This is a genomic window from Paenibacillus sp. Soil522 (genome assembly GCF_001428245.1).
GTDB lineage: Bacteria > Bacillota > Bacilli > Paenibacillales > Paenibacillaceae > Pristimantibacillus.
The window spans coordinates 34,640-50,947 of the sequence record NZ_LMRV01000026.1 but is presented as its reverse complement, the minus strand read 5'-3'; the positions used below and the strand labels follow the sequence as shown (position 1 = coordinate 50,947).

The following is a 16,308-nucleotide window of genomic DNA, read 5'->3' as shown; positions in this document are numbered from 1 at the left end:
AGCTGATAGGAGGTAGAGATCGAATTGCGAATATTCATCGTTTCTCTCATGCTTTTTATGCTTAGTGTTTGCTTTGTCATCATCATGGATCTGCTGTTTCTGAAAATTTCTTTTCAGGAATCCCTCGAAAATATATTGATTCCTTTCAGATCCATGATGAATGAAGAGGTTCTGCTCATTACGCTTATCATTCTATACATGCTAACCAAGCCGATAGTTGTTTATTTTAAGAAGAAAAAGTAACCGCCAAGCAGCCTGCGTCATGGATTTGATCCGAACCATTTGCGCACCCCTGCTGCTGCCAATAAGAAGGTTGGCAATAGTACTCCAAAAAACAAAAACACGGTAACCAACAAAACGTCCCCTTCTTCGATTTGTTCAGTAAAACTGCTGGAGATCATCATGGATATAAATAAAATGATGACCCCAATGGGAAGAACGAGCTTTCGATGGTCTTTGATTCGAAACAGGTCAGCAGCTGCCAACGCGCCTGCATAAAAAAAGATGGCGACTTTAAAAAAATCGCCGATAATCAACGTCAGAACGACAAAAACGTCCAGTCGCTGAATAATCTCGCCGATATTGATCAAACGGATCGTGGACAAGAGGGGGAATGTTGACCGTCCTGCAATATCAATCCCGAGCACGGCGATATTCAAGGCAGTGGAACAGCTGAGTATAATACCGCTGATCAGCACAGCGGCGAACCCCGCACGAATCCCCATTTTCCGATGATTCAAATAAGGCAGCAGCATGGCGAAACAAATGACTTCTTCGTGAGGAAACTCGATTGTTTGTTTAACGGTTGTTTGTATGACGGGTCCTAGACCATTCCCCATGACTGGAAGCAGCCGGTTAATATCGATGACTCCGGCAGCAAACAAGAGAAAGGTGCTGAGCAGTCCCAATATCGCCAAAATGAACATGAAAATTTGGGCCGTTCTTGCCAACACTTCAATCCCTTTATTCAGGACGTACACGACCGACAGGATCATAACTGCATTGATGATAATCACGGGCGTTTGTTCCATTACAGAGCTGAGAATCAGATCGCCCCCCTCACGCAAATCTCTTGCCGCTCCATGAATGAAAAAGAGAATGTATAACAAACCTAAAGGCCACCCGATCCATTTCCCCAAAATTGCTCTTAAATAACCAGTAAGCGGAAGCTCCGGGTACAAACGGAATAGTGAAGCATAAACCCCGAAAATGGCCAATCCGCCCGCCGTCCCCAGCAAAATGGCCAGCCAGGCGTCTTTTCCCGCCGACATGGCCAGAACGCGCAGAATAGCGGTCCCCAGATCAAACAAAACGATTAATGTGAATAATTGTCCCGGGCTGATTTTCGCTTTTTCCATCTAATCCACCGCCATTTCCACAACACATTATTTCTTTTCCTCGAGCAAAAAAGGTTTCGATATCATGCCCGAACGACGGATTGTAGATTCGACGTTCACCTCCACCTTGCATGTCGCGAAAATCCTGTCCCATTCCTTCTCCATCTTCTTCCATGCCTTCGGATTCGCCCGTTCAACAGCCGCCCCAAAACCGAGAACATCTGTCTTCAGCTTTTGCGCTGTCCTGATTGCCGCCATCACATCATGCTCCGTCTCTTCGTTCAACTGATGTTCCAGTTTTCGAATTTCCTCCGATTTACTTATATCAACCGGACACAACGCTTCTCCTACAGCGCCGATCTCTTCAATATAAATGCGGATGATTGGTTGTTCGCCCTGAACCTTTGCCTTGATTTTGGTGTTGGAGCGGATAATTTCAATCGCGATGGCATCCTTTTTCCTTTCGCAGTCGAGGTTAATGATACTGCTTTTCATTTTATTGTTAATCCATGAAACTCCCCGGGCCTTATCACCCTTCACCCAGCCTGCCAATTTTCCTTTTTTAAAGAGGGCCATGCCGCTCGTATACAGATCAGTCGGGAGATCGGTCTGCTCCACATTCGAAATTTTTTCTCCGGCTTCGGCATCACCGACGATCCTTATCCCGCTGATAACGGGACCCCCTCCTTTGGTCAGCAGCCCGCGAATAACATCATCCATCTCCACTTCATAACTTTCCGCCAATACTCTTCCCGTTATTTTCAACTTTCCGAGAATGGCATTGGCTGGAATGGACTCAACTGCCGTGACGGTTTTCAGAATCGTCTCCGCGTCGGAATTTCTGGCGATAAATACTCTCGTCGTCAAACGCGGCTCAGGATCCCGTTCCATTAAATCGAATACCTCTTCGATCCCTTCTCTCGCCAATGCTTCCCCGATGACAAAAACACGCATATGCTGATTGTTAATTCTTCGCGGCACTTTTTGCGATGCTTTCCGGACCGCTTCTAACAAGGTCTTGCCCGTACCGGAATAAACATTAACCGGTATTCGGCCAGTTGCTTTAATGCCGGCAATATCCCGGGCGTTCACAATCTGGAACGAGAAGCGGTATTCGTCCCGCTCCTTCATTTTATCCACTCCCAAGGCCAGGGCTATGGCGAGCTCGTTCATCTCCCGGTAATTCCAGCAGCCAGCCAGTGGAAACATACATAGAATCATTAGCGCAAGGAAACCCGTCTTAAGTGTCATGCTGTACCCGCCCTTCCAATGTTTGATCGTTTTGACCGGATGAAGGGGCCCCGTCCTTCTGTGAGGAGGTCTCCTGCCTTGGACCCGTCAAACCCGGGCGAGTAGTCGATGTTTTGAAGGGCGATCGCCATATGGTATCCTTTTGATGCTTGAAGCCGAAAGGCGCGAACGGTGACAGATACGGAATACCAAAAGAGCGCAAACTGGTCAGGTGAGCCACAAGCAGAATCGTGCACATGAAAATCCCGTAAAAACCGAACGTAGAAGCCGCAATCATCATGGGAAACCGGATTAATCGGGCTGAAGTGGTGAGAGTAAAGCCGGGCATTGTAAAGCTGGCAATCCCCGTAAATGAAACGACGATTACCATCATCGCCGTCACAATGCCTGCTTCGACCGCCGCTTGCCCCAGCACGATGGCGCCGACAGTGGAGACCGCTTGACCGACGGCCCGCGGCATTCGAGTGCCGGCCTCCCGCATGAGTTCAAAAGCAGCCTCCATCAGAAAAGCCTCGAAAAAGACAGGGAAAGGGACCCCTTCGCGTTGAGCCAATAAATTGATCGCCAGAGGCGTCGGTATCATTTCATGATGGTGGGTGGTCACTGCGATGTACATGGACGGCAGCAGCATCACCACAAAAAAACCGAAGTAGCGAATGAGCCGCATAAATACGGTAAATTCGACCCGCTGGTAATAATCTTCCGCTGCTTTAAAAAATTGCGAAAAGGTGGTCGGCAAAATCAGGGTGTTCGGACTTCCGTCAACCAATACGGCAATCCGTCCCTCCAGCAAATTGCCGGCTACCACATCCGGCCGCTCCGTATTATATATAGTCGGGAACGGTGTGAATGTTTGATCCTGAATCAAATCCTCGACGTAACCCGATTCCAGGATGGCGTCGATTCGAATATCCTTCAAGCGCCGTCTCACTTCTTCTACAAGCTTGTCTTCCGCAATTCCCTTGAGGTACATGATGGATACATCGGTCTGCGATGTTTTCCCGATTCTCATCGATTCCAGCCAAAGATTCGGGCTTTTCAGTTTCCGGCGGATAAGAGAAATATTGGTCCCGATCGATTCGTTAAAGCTATCCTTGGGACCTCGAATATTAACCTCGGTTTCGGGTTCCGTTACGGCTCTTCGTTCGCCGCCCCGGAGATTTCCGATGATGCAGCCCTCGCAGTTATCGACAAAAACGGCGATGTCTCCCGATAATAGGGCATGCATCATGACATTCCAGTCATTCAGATATTTAGCATCGCCAACGGTCAACGCTCTGGCCAGGACAATTTCAAAGATATTCTGATGGTCGTTCGATTGCGGTGACTCGTTCTCTTGCTGCTCGAACAATAACGAATGAGTGACAAAATTATTGACCTTCTCTATATCCGTAAGACCTTCCATATAGACGGCGGCAAGCCGGAAAAGCGGCCGGCTCCCTATCTGAAACGTGCGGACAATGACATCCGGACTATTCCCGAGCGCCTGCTTGATACGGCCTACCGTACGGTCAAGATCCTGCTCAAGAGGCTGATTATCCTCCTGAAATCCCAATTCGTGGACGATTTCTTTTTTCTTTTGCTTCTTTTTCGCTCGAACGAACCGGCTGAATGACATGGAAGAGGCCCCTTTATAAAAACTTTACTTTTTACCATTATTCGTAATATGGTTGGCTGCTATTCAAGGGGACTTATATAGGCCACCTAGGAACAAAAGGGCGAATATTTGTGGTAATCTTATTTAAACGAGGTGTTGATATGGATAATGAATTTCTAAAAGCAGAAAAAATACTAAACAAATATAAGCAAGAACACGTATTGCGTTTTCTTGAGAGACGGACTCCCGAAGAGAAAACTCAATTAATCGATCAAATACTAAGTGTGGATTTTGAACAGTTAATTGCAATACTTCATAAAAAAGATCAGCATATCGAGGATAATTCGGCTAATATAACGCCAATTCGTTATGAAGATTGGGATAAGTATGATAACAATGAACAGGATGCTTACACACAATTAGGCTGGGAGCTAATACGAAGCGGGAGAGTAGCGGTAATCGTCGTTGCTGGAGGTCAAGGGAGCAGACTAGGACATGATGGACCAAAAGGTACACTGGATATTGGTCTCCCCTCCCGTAAGTCTTTGTTTCAATTGCAAGCAGAGCGTCTTCTGAACCTTTCAAGAAGAGCGAACAAGTATATTCCATGGTATATCATGACGAGTCCTGAAAATCATCAAGAAACCATTGCGTTTTTTAGTTCCGCCAATTATTTTGGTTATCCGGCAGATGAATGTTTTTTCTTTCAGCAAAACACGATGCCGGTTTTGGATCACGATGGTAAGTTAATGCTAACTCCTTCTTCGGAGTTAAGGCTTGCCCCAAGCGGAAATGGAGAATGTTTTTCGTCATTAAAACGGTCGGGTGCATTGGCTGATATGAAGAAGCGGGGCGTGTCCTGGATGTTTTATTACAATGTAGATAACGCTCTTATAAAAGTAGCTGATCCGTCTTTCATCGGGGTGGCTGCTTCTCATAATAACCCTATTGCATCAAAAGTAATTGAGAAAACGAACCCGGACGAAAAGATTGGCATTGTCTGTTTAAAAAATAATGTTCCTGCTGTCATTGAGTACACGGAAATTCCGAACCATTTGCTGCTGGAAAAAGATCATGATGGAAGCTTAACCTATCATGCGGGAAATATATCTATTCACCTATTTAGATATGATTTCGTAGAGCATCATGCCGATACAGAATTACCCTATCATACAGCTTCAAAACGGATGGATTATGTTGATTCCGAGGGGAATTTAATAAGACCGAATGCTCCTAATGCCTATAAGCTCGAACGATTCATTTTTGATTTTTTTCCATTAGCCCCTAGAATGACGCTTTTAAAGATGAAGCGTGAAGAGGAGTTTGCTCCTGTGAAAAATAAGGAGGGAGAGGATAGTCCGTTAAGCGCGCGAAATCTCGTATTAAAGCTGCATGAAAAGTGGATGATTAATGCCGGTATTCCAGTAGAACAACTCCTGTCACGGGCTATTGAAATATCTCCGTTAGTTTCTTTTTCCGGTGAGGGACTGGACCTATGATTCAAGCTGTTATTTTTGATCTGGATGGTACGCTGCTTGACCGTGACCGGTCCTTATTGCATTTTGTGGAGGAGCAATACGACAGGATCATTAAACCTAAATTTGCGGTGGACAAAGAAAGCTATATTAGCCGTTTTATTGAATTAGACAGTCGAGGCTATGTATGGAAGGATCGTGTATACCAATCGCTCATCAGGGAATTTGAGCTGCCGCTTGATTGGAATATGCTGCTGGATGATTATAAGGCAGGCTTCTCCGCGCATGCTGCTCCGTTCTCTCATGCTATTGCATTGCTCGGCAGCCTGGTGAGCAAAGGCTATAAGCTGGCGATGATTACGAACGGGTTCGGTGATTTTCAAGCTGGCAATATTCAAGCTTTGGGTATAGCCAACTATTTTGACGACATTCTTATATCTGAAGTGGAAGGCTTAAGAAAGCCTGATCCGGCTATTTTCCTTAGAGCAGCGGATAAATTGGGCGTGAAGCCTGCGGAATGCGTATATGTAGGCGATCATCCCATCAATGATGTCTTCGCTAGCAAAGCAGTGGGGATGAAGGGGATATGGAAGGAAGACAGCTATTATACGGATTCATTCGAATATGATGCGAAGGTTAGAGATTTGAGAGAAATAGAGCTCATACTGGAGCGGTGGAGAATAATAGGAGAATAACAAAATGGCGCTAATGCGACATTGAAGTTGCCATTTTGCGGCGCAGCATGTACTATAATAGAAATGATTGGAAGGGGTGGGAGTATGAGAGGGAAGGATGAGGAGCTTAGGGGCAGTCCTCGGTTTTCATTTTCATATTTCTATTCTTACACGAAACACTAAAGTGCTTGCTGCTTTAGTGTTTTTTTATGCTTAAAAGATGGCGATGGAGGGATTTACAAATGGAAAAAGAAGCATTGGCGAAAGCGATTTATGAAACGGCACATTTACAAGGGAGCTTTAAGCTGCGTTCAGGTCAAACGTCTCATCATTATTTTGATAAATACTTGTTCGAATCTAATCCTAGGCTGCTTACGGAGATCACAGAACGATTGATGCCATTAGTGCCTGCGGGTACAGAGATTCTAGCCGGGCTAGAGATGGGCGGCATTCCGATTGCGACTACGTTATCGCTGAAAACAGGCATACCGGTTGTGTTCGTTAGAAAAAAGGCGAAGGAGTACGGTACTTGTAAGCTCGCTGAAGGTGCGGATATAGCAGGGAAAAAGGTTTGTGTGATAGAGGACGTGGTGACAACAGGCGGTCAAATCCTTATAAGCGCTAATGATCTAAAGAAATACGGGGCTGAAATCTCGACCGTTCTGTCGGTTATTGAAAGGGATCCGCAGGGGAGAACCAATCTTGAGAAGGCAGGCTTTACATACCTTTCGTTATTCAAAATTGACGAGCTTCTGCAAGCAGAAACCATGTAGGACTGCCGAAGGTTTAATGCCCTGCGTGCGAATAGCTATGCATTATAAGGAAAAATGATAGAACTCCCTTATTAAACTTATTGGATAAATGAATTTAAATTCGATAGTATGTATTATTATACAGAATAAAATAATGAGACTAGATATGAGTTTTGTTCATTCTATAAGAAGTAAGGAGATTATGAAGTGAGAATTTCGTTAGAGCTTGTTCCAAGAGACGAGGCTGAGCTGAAAGCGGAGCTTCAATTGATGAAAGCACAGTTTCCTGAAATTAATACGATAAATATACCGGATTTGTTGAGGTTCGAGCTGCGCAGCTGGGAAGCGTCCTGCATGTCCAAAACATTATATGAGTCTTGCATTCCCCATATTAGAGCAATGGATTTCGATTGTGCGGAGCCGCTCCCATTCATCGACCGCTTGGATAAGCATCGTATTACCGAGGTGCTCGTTGTTACGGGTGATGCTCCAAAAAATAGCGGGCATCGGGTATATCCGACGACATGCGTCGATTTGATTGCCAAAATCAAGAGGGAGCATCCCCACATCAAGGTTTATTCAGCGATAGATCCGTACCGGGGCAGCATCCGTGAGGAATATGAGTATGTGCAAAGAAAGCTGGAGGCTGGAGCGGACGGCTTTTTTACGCAGCCGTTCTTCGATCTGCGGTTAATAGAGCTTTATTCGGAAATGCTGGAGGGCTCGGATATTTTCTGGGGCGTATCGCCGGTCGTTTCGGGCAAGTCTCAAAAATATTGGGAAACGAGAAATCATGTCGTTTTTCCAAAGGATTTTCAGCCGACATTAGATTGGAATATTGCTTTCTCCAGAGAGGCTTTGGCATTCACGAAGCAAACGAAGAGCAATATTTATTTTATGCCGATTAAGGTTGATTTAGCGGCTTATTTTGACGGTGTGTTCAACAAAGTTTCGGTGTGAAGCTTGATTGATAGAGAAGTCTGATTCAATCGGTGATGATGCTGGGTGTTTGATCGAACTAATCCGAATGATGCTGAAAAAACGGGGCATTTAAGCTGACTTTGTCGACTTAATTGCCCTGTTTTTAATTGTTCTTCTAATAAAGCTGATTTAGGAATGCTAGATCATTCTCAGTTTTTGCATTTATTTTGTTAAGAAAAAATAGATGGACACCTGCATGTTTAACCCCTTAAAATGGAAACTGTGCTTGTGATTACATAAATACCCAATCATGGGAGGATGGTTTAAGCATGCAGCAAACGCTCGCTATACACGAGGGCTGGACGGACGCAAAACCGGAGGAAGTAGGGTACGATTCACAGACGATTAGCAGACTGGACAACCACTATGCCGAATTGATCAACAAAGAAACGATTCAAGCTGCAGGCTATATCCTGTCCCGGCGGGGCAAGGTTATTGCGAATCGAACGATGGGGAAGCTGCGCCCGGCGGAAGACAGCCCGGCATTGCTGCCGGATTCCATTCGTAAAGTATACTCTGTAACGAAAGCGGTTACATCAGTTGCGATTCACCAGCTCATCGATCGCGGACAGCTTTACTTAACGCAGCCGGTAAGCAGCCTATTGCCTGAATTCGATACCGATAAGCACCGTACGATTACGATCTTTCATCTGTTGACCCATACGTCGGGTTTACGTGGAGACCCGGGCTTTTTTAATGAGCCGCATAGTCTTCCATGGTTTGAGTGGGCGGTCCGTGAATTGAAGAAGCAGGGCAGCGATGTTAGCTGGATAAAAGCTATTCTCTCGGGGCCGCTGCAAAATATGCCGGGCAAGGAATGGATTTATTCAACAAGCGCTTATGCGCTGCTTGGCGAAATCATTGCAAAGGTATCCGGGAAAACGTATGAGCAATATATTCACGATGAAATATTATATCCGCTGGGCATGACCCGTTCGTTTTTTAAAGTGCCCGAATCACTTATTGATCAAGTGTGCTGCACGAATGCATGGGAGGAAGAACAGCTTGTCGGGCCGAGCGAAACGCAGGAGGATGAGCCTCCTAAAGCCGGGAATGGCATGTATGCCACGCTTGACGACCTGTGGAAGTTTGGTCAAATGATGCTTGGCGGCGGGGAATGGAGCGGGACGCGCGTGGTATCAAAGCGTGCGGTAGAGCTGCAAACATCGAATCATTTAAACGGGGTGCTGCACAACGGTTGGGGCAGCAAGCAAACCGATTATAAATTCGGACTCGGTTGGTCACTGGAGCATTACGATCTATGCACCAAAGGGACCTTCTCGCATGAGGGCTTCGGGCATAGCGGCTTGTACGTCGATCCTGCGGAGGAGCTTGTTTTTGCATTTTTGGTTCCGAGCGCTAAGGGGTTTACGAATGAATCGGTACTTACACCGCGTGCCATTGCATGGTCGGGCATACTCTAGCAGCTTGAAGACCGTACTAAGAAGCGAGCATGAAGCCATAATGGAGGGATAAGCATGTCGATAACAGGAGAAATCAAACGGATTGGACCGCAGGAGGCTGGTTTTGATCAAGTCGTGCTGAGCAGGCTTGAGCAGCATTTTGCACAAATGGTTCAGGACAATAAAATCCAGTGCGCATCTTACCTGCTGTCTAAAGACGGAGCGGTGTTTGCAGATGGAGCAGTCGGGCAACTGCGTTATGACGAGCCGGGAGCTCCGTTACGCAAGGATTCGATTCGCCGTATTGCTTCCGTTACGAAGCTATTTACGGCAGTAGCCATCTTTCAGCTTGTTGAACGCGGGAAGCTATTCCTTCGCCAGCCGGTCTCTGATTGGATAGAAGAATTCAAGCATCCGATGTACGAACGAATAACGATCCTGCATCTGTTAACTCATACTTCAGGTCTGCAAGCGGATCCCTATTATTTTCTGGAGCCGTATCCGATGGGCTGGTGGGATATTTTGTTCGCATTCGAGCCGGAGACGGAGGGGCCGTTCACGGTAACCGATGCGGACGAGCTGGAGAAGCGGCGCAGATCTGCGTGGATTCGTGCGGTATTGTCCGGTAAACCGCTCGCGGAGCCGGGTGAGGAATGGATGTACTCTTCAGCGGGATATGCCATTCTAGGGGAGATCATTACACGCGCGAGCGGTATTCCGTATGAGCAGTACGTTATGGAACAAATTGTGGAGCCCCTTGGAATGAACCGCTCGTTCTTCGATGTGCCAAGCGAGCTGCATGCAGAGCTGTGCCTGATTAACGATTATGAAGCATCGCGGCTCAAACCTAATGATCGCACGTATGCGCCTCCGCGGGCAGGCGGAGGACTCTATTCGACGCTAGGGGATTTGTTCAGATTCGGACAAATGCTGCTAAACGGCGGGACACTGGACGGCGTTCGGATTTTATCCCGCAAATCCGTGGAGAAGATGACGGACAACGCTCTTGATGGCCGTACATTCGGATTTTGCTGGGGCGGCAGATTCATATCGATGACTTACGGGCTCGGCGCTTCGATAACGGGTGCCGGCGAATGGATCAGGGAAGGGACGTACGGACATGAGGGCGCGGGACGCTGCAAGCTTTTAATGGATCCGAAGCAAAAGTCGGTTATCGTCTTCTTCGTTCCATCAGTCTCAGACTGGTGCCCCGAGTCGATAACCGGAACGCAAAATATAATTGGTTCAGGATGGATTTGAGCAGGCTAATAGCCGTCATTCAAGCGATCGGATTTGCAACCTATAAGGAGTGGGCTGCATTCCGGTCGCATATGGCGGCCTCTTTGCTTGTTGGCCCGGTTCTGTTCCTCGTTCAGGTATTCATTTGGCAGGCGATGTACAATGGCAAGGAAACGATAAACGGATTTACATATTCACAGATGCTCGCTTATTTTGGCGTGGTGACGCTCATCCATTATATCTCCTTCGACTTTGCCGATTGGAATTTGCAAATGCTGGTGCGCAGCGGTAAGTTCGTAACATTTGCGCTCCGGCCTTTGCCGCACTGGCTGTTCGCGCTCGCACAAAAGCTGGGACATCGTTCGCTTGCGCTTTGGATCGAGGTGCTGCCGGTTATGGCGCTGTTCATCTTCGTATTCGGCGTCAATCTGAAGCCGGCTGCTCCAGGCTGGGCGATCCTATCGATCATGCTTAGCTTTCTGATGAATTTTTTCATCAATTACTGCGTTGGACTTACCGCTTTCTGGCTCGTACGGGCAGAGGGAGTAAGGAGAGTGTTTTTGCTGCTGAAGGATGTGAGCGCGGGCGTGTTCCTTCCGCTCTCTTTCTTTCCGGATATGCTGCAGAAGATATTATTTTTCCTTCCTTTTCAGTTCATTACCTATTTGCCGACGCGGGTCTATATCGGAGATTACGAGCTGGCAGGCATTCATTTGTCGCTGGGACAGGCCGTCCTGCTGCAAGCAGTCGCCGTAGCTGCCGCAGCGGCGATTACGATTGCTTTGTATAACGCCGCGCTCAGAAGGTTTACGGGGGTGGGGATATGAAAGGGATGTTATATTGCTGGGCCGCGGTGATGAGAACGAAGCTGGCCGAGCAAATGGCGTATCGAAGCCATTTTGCATTAAGCGTGCTGCTTCTTATTATCGGAGATTTGGTCGTCCCGTTCGTGACGCTGCTCGTCTATAAGTCGGGCGCCTCCTTCCCCGGCTGGACGCTGTATGAAGCGCTCCTTATTCAAGCTGTCTTCGCGCTTGCAAAGGGCGTCGCATTCCCATTCTTCTTCGGGATGGTCGGCACAACACTTTCTCAGGTGCGGGAGGGAACATTCGATTTGCTTCTGCTTCGTCCGCGTCCCGTTATGCTGATGGCGATGCTGAGCGGCTTCGATCCCGATGATTTCGGCAGGCTGATAAGCGGCATTGTGCTGTTCGGCTATGCGCTTAGCGGCATATCTGGTCCCAATGGGCAGTCATGGCTGCAATTTGCCTTGCTGTTCATGGCCTCGGTTGCGATATTATGCGCCGTATCGCTGTTTCTGTCCGGCATGCTGTTCCGCTGGGTTGGCAGCAGCCGCGTATTCGATATATTCGATGCGGTAACGAGCTTTGGCCTGTATCCCGGTACGATTTTCTCCAAATCTCTGCAAAATGTAATCACTTACATACTGCCTATCGGGTTGATTGCTTCCGTGCCTGCCTCGGCTTTACTTGGCAGAGCCGGCTGGGGAGCACTTTGGGCGTTAGCGCCTGCTGCCGCTTTCCTCGTTCTCGGAGCCTTGTACTGGAACTGGATGCTGAGAGGCTATACAAGTGCGGGCGGCTAACCCGCTTGAATAGGAACGGTGAAGGAGCGACAAACAGCTATGATAGAAGTCCGGAATTTAACGAAAACCTATATGACCCATGAGCGTGGTCATACGCTGCGCGAGGTAGCCAAAAATCTCATCCGCCGGCCAATGAAAGAAGTACGCGCGGTTAATGATTTATCTTTTACCGTTGAGCAAGGAGAGATGGTCGCTTTCCTTGGACCTAACGGTGCCGGCAAATCGACGACGCTTAAGATGCTGACAGGCGTCCTGCATCCTACCTCAGGAGAAGTGCGGGCGCTAGGGCTTGTTCCTTGGAAGCAGAGACGGGAATATGTAGGCAGAATAGGGGCTGTGTTTGGTCAAAAATCACAGCTGCTCTGGGACATTCCGCCGGCTGATGCCTTTTACATGAACAAAGCGATATACGGTGTGCCGGATCGCGAATATAGAGCGACGCTGAAGGAGCTCGTCGAGCTGCTTCAGGTGGGCGATGTTATGCGTAAGCCGACGCGCCAGCTGTCGCTGGGGGAGCGAATGAAATGCGAATTCATTATGGCGATGCTGCATCGTCCTGAGCTCGTTTTTCTCGATGAGCCGACAATCGGTCTCGACATGATTGCGAAGGAAAATATTCGGGGCTTTATTCGCAGCATGAACCGCCAAGGGGTTACGTTTATTTTGACGACACATGATTTGGGAGATGTTGAATTGCTGGCGGAGCGGGTCATGGTCATCAACCACGGAGAAATCGTTGTCGACGATTCACTAAGCGGCTTAAGAAACCGTCTCGGTGACAAAAAATCGGTTCGTTTAACGACGGAATCGGCGGTGCCTGAAATTCAGCGTCAAGGATTGCGTATTCTCGAGAGAATCGGTCCGCTCGAGATTGAGCTGGAAATCGATACATCCTTTTTGCCGCTTAAGCAATTTATAAGAGAGTTCAATGACGTCTATGGCATTATAGACATGGCAATCGAGCCGCTGCCGATCGAGGCGATTATGAAGGAGCTTTACTCGGAGAGCTCGAGTCCGGATGAGGCTGATCGTTATAAGACTGCGCTGCACCAATAGAGAAAAAGGCATTTGTGAGGGATTCCAATGATACATGAATTGCAAACGGTAGAAAGCTATAAAAGGATTAAACCGCTGCTAATGGGTGATGACATTCATGTTGTGATGAACGGGGTTATCGACGGCAATAACTTAGGCAAGGTTTTTGTTGATGACAGGGAGTCGCCAACGACGGCATTGATTTGGGCGAAAAACGAAATGTTTTACCTTATTGGCGGTTCTGATGAGGATTTTTATTCGAATTTAGAGAGCTTCATACTAAATAATATTAAGCCTGAAGCTATTCAAATAGGCGAGGAATACTTTAATTTAGAGGTCTTTTCTATTGAAGCATCTGAAGCTATGGTGGATCGTATTTTCAGTAATCCGCTAAAAAGAGGGGAAAGAGTTCCGTTTTCTTTTGAGAAGCAGGCGTATTTGACGAGGTTCTCTCATCAGGCGATTGATGTTCCTGGTGAATATGAGCTCAAGGAAATTGACCGCAGCGTCATTGAAAGGGATACCGAGGATACAATAGCGGCAGAAATTATGAAATTTTGGAGATCGCTGGATGATTTTTTCGAAACAGGAATAGGTTATTGCGTCCTGAAGCAAAACGAAGTGGTCGGTACATGTATATCCGTTTTTGTAAGCGCAAATGAGTATGAAATCGGTATTAACACGTATACGGCTGAGCACCGCGGCAAGGGGCTTGCGACCACAATGGCAGCAGCGTTCATCAATAAATGTCTCAGCCTCGGCGGGACACCGCACTGGACGACAGAATATTTTCGTAAGGATTCGATTGCGATCGCGAAAAAATTAGGCTTTAAGCAGCTTCCCAACTATCCGGTTTATTATTTAGCTTTTGAGGATTTTAACTGATGATCGATTTTGATCGCGGCGATGGTAAAATGAACAAAGCGGATGCGATGGAGAACCTTTGTATCTCAACTAAAATGAAGGTGGTATTTCAAACGAATGGCAAAAGGGAAATATTATGTGGTTTGGGTTGGCAAGAAGACAGGTGTGTTTACGTCATGGCCGGAATGCCAGGCGCAGGTGAGCGGTGTGCAGGATGCGAAGTTTAAGTCCTTCGAGACGAAGCCGCTCGCGGATGCGGCGTTTAAGGAGGGCTGGCGCAATCATTGGGGTAAGGGTAAGGAAACTGCGGGCGTTAAAACAGGCACCAGCTTAAAGCAGCCTGTCTTGCTGCAAGCGGAAGCGGCATCCATCGACTACGATAGTATATCCGTTGACGTGGGCACGAGGGGCAACCCGGGTCCCGTTGAGTTCAAAGGCGTCGATACGCAGACCGGCGAAATTTTATTTTATGTCGGCCCGGTCCCGAACGGAACCAATAATTTGGGCGAGTTTATCGCGATCGTACATGCTCTTTCCTATTTGAAGGAGAAGGGCAGCAATAAAACGATCTACAGCGATTCCAGAACGGCGCTTAGCTGGCTTCGCAATAAGAAGGTAGCCTCAACCTTAAAACGGGATGCTTCAACAGCGAAAATATGGGAACTGACGGATGAGGCGGTCAAATGGCTTCAAACGAATACGTATTCGAATAAGGTTTTGAAGTGGAATACCGAGGTTTGGGGTGAAATTAAAGCTGATTTTGGCAGGAAATAGCGGCGTGCATAGAGAAAGGCCGAAGCTGACTTTAAGCATGATCAGCCTAAACTCGGAAGCTATCCTGCATAAATGCACAAACTTAATCTGTTTACTCCCTGGTGTGAGAGCTATACTGCACGTTAGCACGATAGAGGCCAAGTTTGGCGGCAATTAGGCGGCTTACGGCAGGCTAGCCTGCGCATGTGCAACATAGGCAGCTTAAAGTCAGAAATACGGCTTTCTATCCTGCGCATGTGCAATATAGGCAGCTAAAAGTCAGAACAACAACTTTCTAGCTTGCTCAAGTGCATTAACAAACAGTTTTGGATTCGCTATGGCAGGCAGCGATGCAAATGAAAAGCAACGCCTCGCAGCCTGGCAAGCCTCGCAATACAGAAAGCATGCGGCTGTCTACCGCAAGCCGCTATAACAATCGGTTTCCCTTGAGCGAAGAAGGGGAAACTTTTTTGTGTCTTTTAAACGTTCTGCTGAAGTAATAGATGTCATTAAAGCCCGTCGCGGCTGCAACCTCCGATACCGACAGCGAACTGTGGCGCAGCAAATAGTCGGCTTTGCCGAGGCGGGTCATCGTAATGTATTCCGTTACCGTATGGCCGCTCAATTCTTTGAAAAGTCGGCTGAAATGGTAGCGGCTTAGGTTTGCCATGCCTGCCAGCATATCGACGGACAGCTCGTCCTTGTATTGCTTCTCGATGTGTTGGAAAACAGGCGCGAACCGCTCGATGTTTTTCATGCGCTCGGCGTATTCGTCCTGCGTAAGCACGGTGGCGACATGAGCGCGCAGCAGCAGCGTCAACAGCCGGTACAATTCCGACTTGATGGCAAGCTCAAAACCGAACTCCCGCTGCTCCAGCTCATGGATTATAGCAAGCATACAGGAGGTTACTTTGCTGTCGTCGCCGATATCATTTCGCAGCAGCAAGCGGTTCTGCGTGATCGGCGTAATGAATTTGGTTTCGGCGGCGTCCACCGACTGGCTGTGCAGCAAGGAAATGTCGGCAATGAGCGCATAGTAGTACAAATTCGACGACATGCTGATTCCGTAATGCAGCTCATTGCTGTTCACGACGACAAGATCCCCGGCGGAAGCCATAATTGTCGTTGAGCCGCATTCAATGGAAGCTTCACCCGTAACAATATATAGAAACTCAAGATGCTCATGAAAATGATGCGGGAAAATGACTACTCCCTGCTGATCGAAGGCGTTCCGGTGCAGTTTAATCGGAAAATGCGGATCGGGCATGTCCATGGGCTCGCGCAGCTCCTCGAATTTCTCCACCTTGCTCAACCTCCTCATCTCGATAGCACAATTGTACA

16 protein-coding genes are annotated in these 16,308 nt (G+C 47.6%); 12 read left to right on the top strand and 4 right to left on the bottom strand.

Annotated elements, in window-relative coordinates:
• The first annotated feature begins 24 nt into the window (after nucleotides 1-24).
• Entirely contained in the window at nucleotides 25-243 is a 219-nt protein-coding gene (locus ASG81_RS04975; RefSeq protein ID WP_056629895.1) for a hypothetical protein, read from the top strand.
• A 17-nt stretch (nucleotides 244-260) separates the two neighbouring features.
• Here ASG81_RS04975 and ASG81_RS04970 read toward each other — a convergent pair whose 3' ends face one another.
• Genes ASG81_RS04970 through ASG81_RS04960 form a run of 3 tightly spaced genes read right to left on the bottom strand, consistent with a single transcriptional unit; the run spans nucleotide 261 to nucleotide 4,206 of the window.
• Nucleotides 261-1,358 (bottom strand): GerAB/ArcD/ProY family transporter, encoded by a 1,098-nt coding sequence (locus tag ASG81_RS04970; protein WP_056629892.1) that lies wholly within the window; start codon nucleotides 1,356-1,358, stop codon nucleotides 261-263.
• A 27-nt stretch (nucleotides 1,359-1,385) separates the two neighbouring features.
• Nucleotides 1,386-2,588, bottom strand: a complete 1,203-nt coding sequence (locus ASG81_RS04965; protein WP_056629890.1) for a Ger(x)C family spore germination protein — start codon at nucleotides 2,586-2,588, stop codon at nucleotides 1,386-1,388.
• Entirely contained in the window at nucleotides 2,578-4,206 is a 1,629-nt protein-coding gene (locus ASG81_RS04960; RefSeq protein WP_056629888.1) for a spore germination protein, read from the bottom strand. Before ASG81_RS04960 ends, ASG81_RS04965 begins: the two co-directional genes overlap by 11 nt.
• A gap of 140 nt (nucleotides 4,207-4,346) precedes the next feature.
• On the opposite strand from ASG81_RS04960, the gene ASG81_RS04955 reads away from it, so the two are divergent.
• The 11 genes from ASG81_RS04955 (at nucleotide 4,347) to rnhA (ending at nucleotide 14,988) form a co-directional block, all read left to right on the top strand.
• Nucleotides 4,347-5,684, top strand: coding sequence for a UDPGP type 1 family protein (locus ASG81_RS04955; protein ID WP_056629886.1), 1,338 nt, complete (start codon nucleotides 4,347-4,349; stop codon nucleotides 5,682-5,684).
• A complete protein-coding gene (locus ASG81_RS04950) occupies nucleotides 5,681-6,355 on the top strand; it encodes an HAD family hydrolase (RefSeq protein ID WP_056629883.1) in 675 nt (224 codons plus the stop codon). The genes ASG81_RS04955 and ASG81_RS04950 overlap by 4 nt, the downstream gene beginning before the upstream one ends.
• A 221-nt stretch (nucleotides 6,356-6,576) precedes the next feature.
• Nucleotides 6,577-7,107 (top strand): orotate phosphoribosyltransferase, encoded by a 531-nt coding sequence (gene pyrE / locus ASG81_RS04945; RefSeq protein WP_056629881.1) that lies wholly within the window; start codon nucleotides 6,577-6,579, stop codon nucleotides 7,105-7,107.
• Nucleotides 7,108-7,293: 186 nt separating this feature from the next.
• Complete coding sequence (locus ASG81_RS04940) at nucleotides 7,294-8,046, top strand: methylenetetrahydrofolate reductase (RefSeq protein WP_056629879.1); 753 nt, start codon at nucleotides 7,294-7,296, stop codon at nucleotides 8,044-8,046.
• A gap of 290 nt (nucleotides 8,047-8,336) precedes the next feature.
• Entirely contained in the window at nucleotides 8,337-9,491 is a 1,155-nt protein-coding gene (locus tag ASG81_RS04935; protein WP_056629876.1) for a serine hydrolase domain-containing protein, read from the top strand.
• Between the two features lie 54 nt (nucleotides 9,492-9,545).
• Nucleotides 9,546-10,730 (top strand): serine hydrolase domain-containing protein, encoded by a 1,185-nt coding sequence (locus ASG81_RS04930; protein ID WP_056629873.1) that lies wholly within the window; start codon nucleotides 9,546-9,548, stop codon nucleotides 10,728-10,730.
• Nucleotides 10,727-11,536 (top strand): ABC transporter permease, encoded by an 810-nt coding sequence (locus ASG81_RS04925; RefSeq protein WP_200961427.1) that lies wholly within the window; start codon nucleotides 10,727-10,729, stop codon nucleotides 11,534-11,536. The genes ASG81_RS04930 and ASG81_RS04925 overlap by 4 nt, the downstream gene beginning before the upstream one ends.
• The gene (locus ASG81_RS04920) at nucleotides 11,533-12,315 is read left to right on the top strand and encodes an ABC transporter permease (RefSeq protein WP_056629867.1); all 783 of its coding nucleotides are present in this window, start codon (nucleotides 11,533-11,535) and stop codon (nucleotides 12,313-12,315) included. Before ASG81_RS04925 ends, ASG81_RS04920 begins: the two co-directional genes overlap by 4 nt.
• Before the next feature lie 39 nt (nucleotides 12,316-12,354).
• On the top strand, nucleotides 12,355-13,371 hold the full coding sequence (locus tag ASG81_RS04915) for an ABC transporter ATP-binding protein (RefSeq protein ID WP_056629865.1): 1,017 nt from the start codon (nucleotides 12,355-12,357) through the stop codon (nucleotides 13,369-13,371).
• 27 nt (nucleotides 13,372-13,398) lie between these two features.
• Nucleotides 13,399-14,235 (top strand): GNAT family N-acetyltransferase, encoded by an 837-nt coding sequence (locus ASG81_RS04910; protein ID WP_056629863.1) that lies wholly within the window; start codon nucleotides 13,399-13,401, stop codon nucleotides 14,233-14,235.
• A gap of 96 nt (nucleotides 14,236-14,331) precedes the next feature.
• The gene (gene rnhA / locus ASG81_RS04905; protein WP_056629860.1) at nucleotides 14,332-14,988 is read left to right on the top strand and encodes a ribonuclease H; all 657 of its coding nucleotides are present in this window, start codon (nucleotides 14,332-14,334) and stop codon (nucleotides 14,986-14,988) included.
• Between the two features lie 406 nt (nucleotides 14,989-15,394).
• Here the strand turns inward: rnhA and ASG81_RS04900 are convergent, their stop codons facing one another.
• Nucleotides 15,395-16,270 carry a helix-turn-helix transcriptional regulator gene (locus ASG81_RS04900; protein ID WP_327205144.1) on the bottom strand — a complete coding sequence of 292 codons (876 nt, stop codon included), beginning with the start codon at nucleotides 16,268-16,270 and terminating at the stop codon, nucleotides 15,395-15,397.
• Nucleotides 16,271-16,308: the final 38 nt, after the last annotated feature.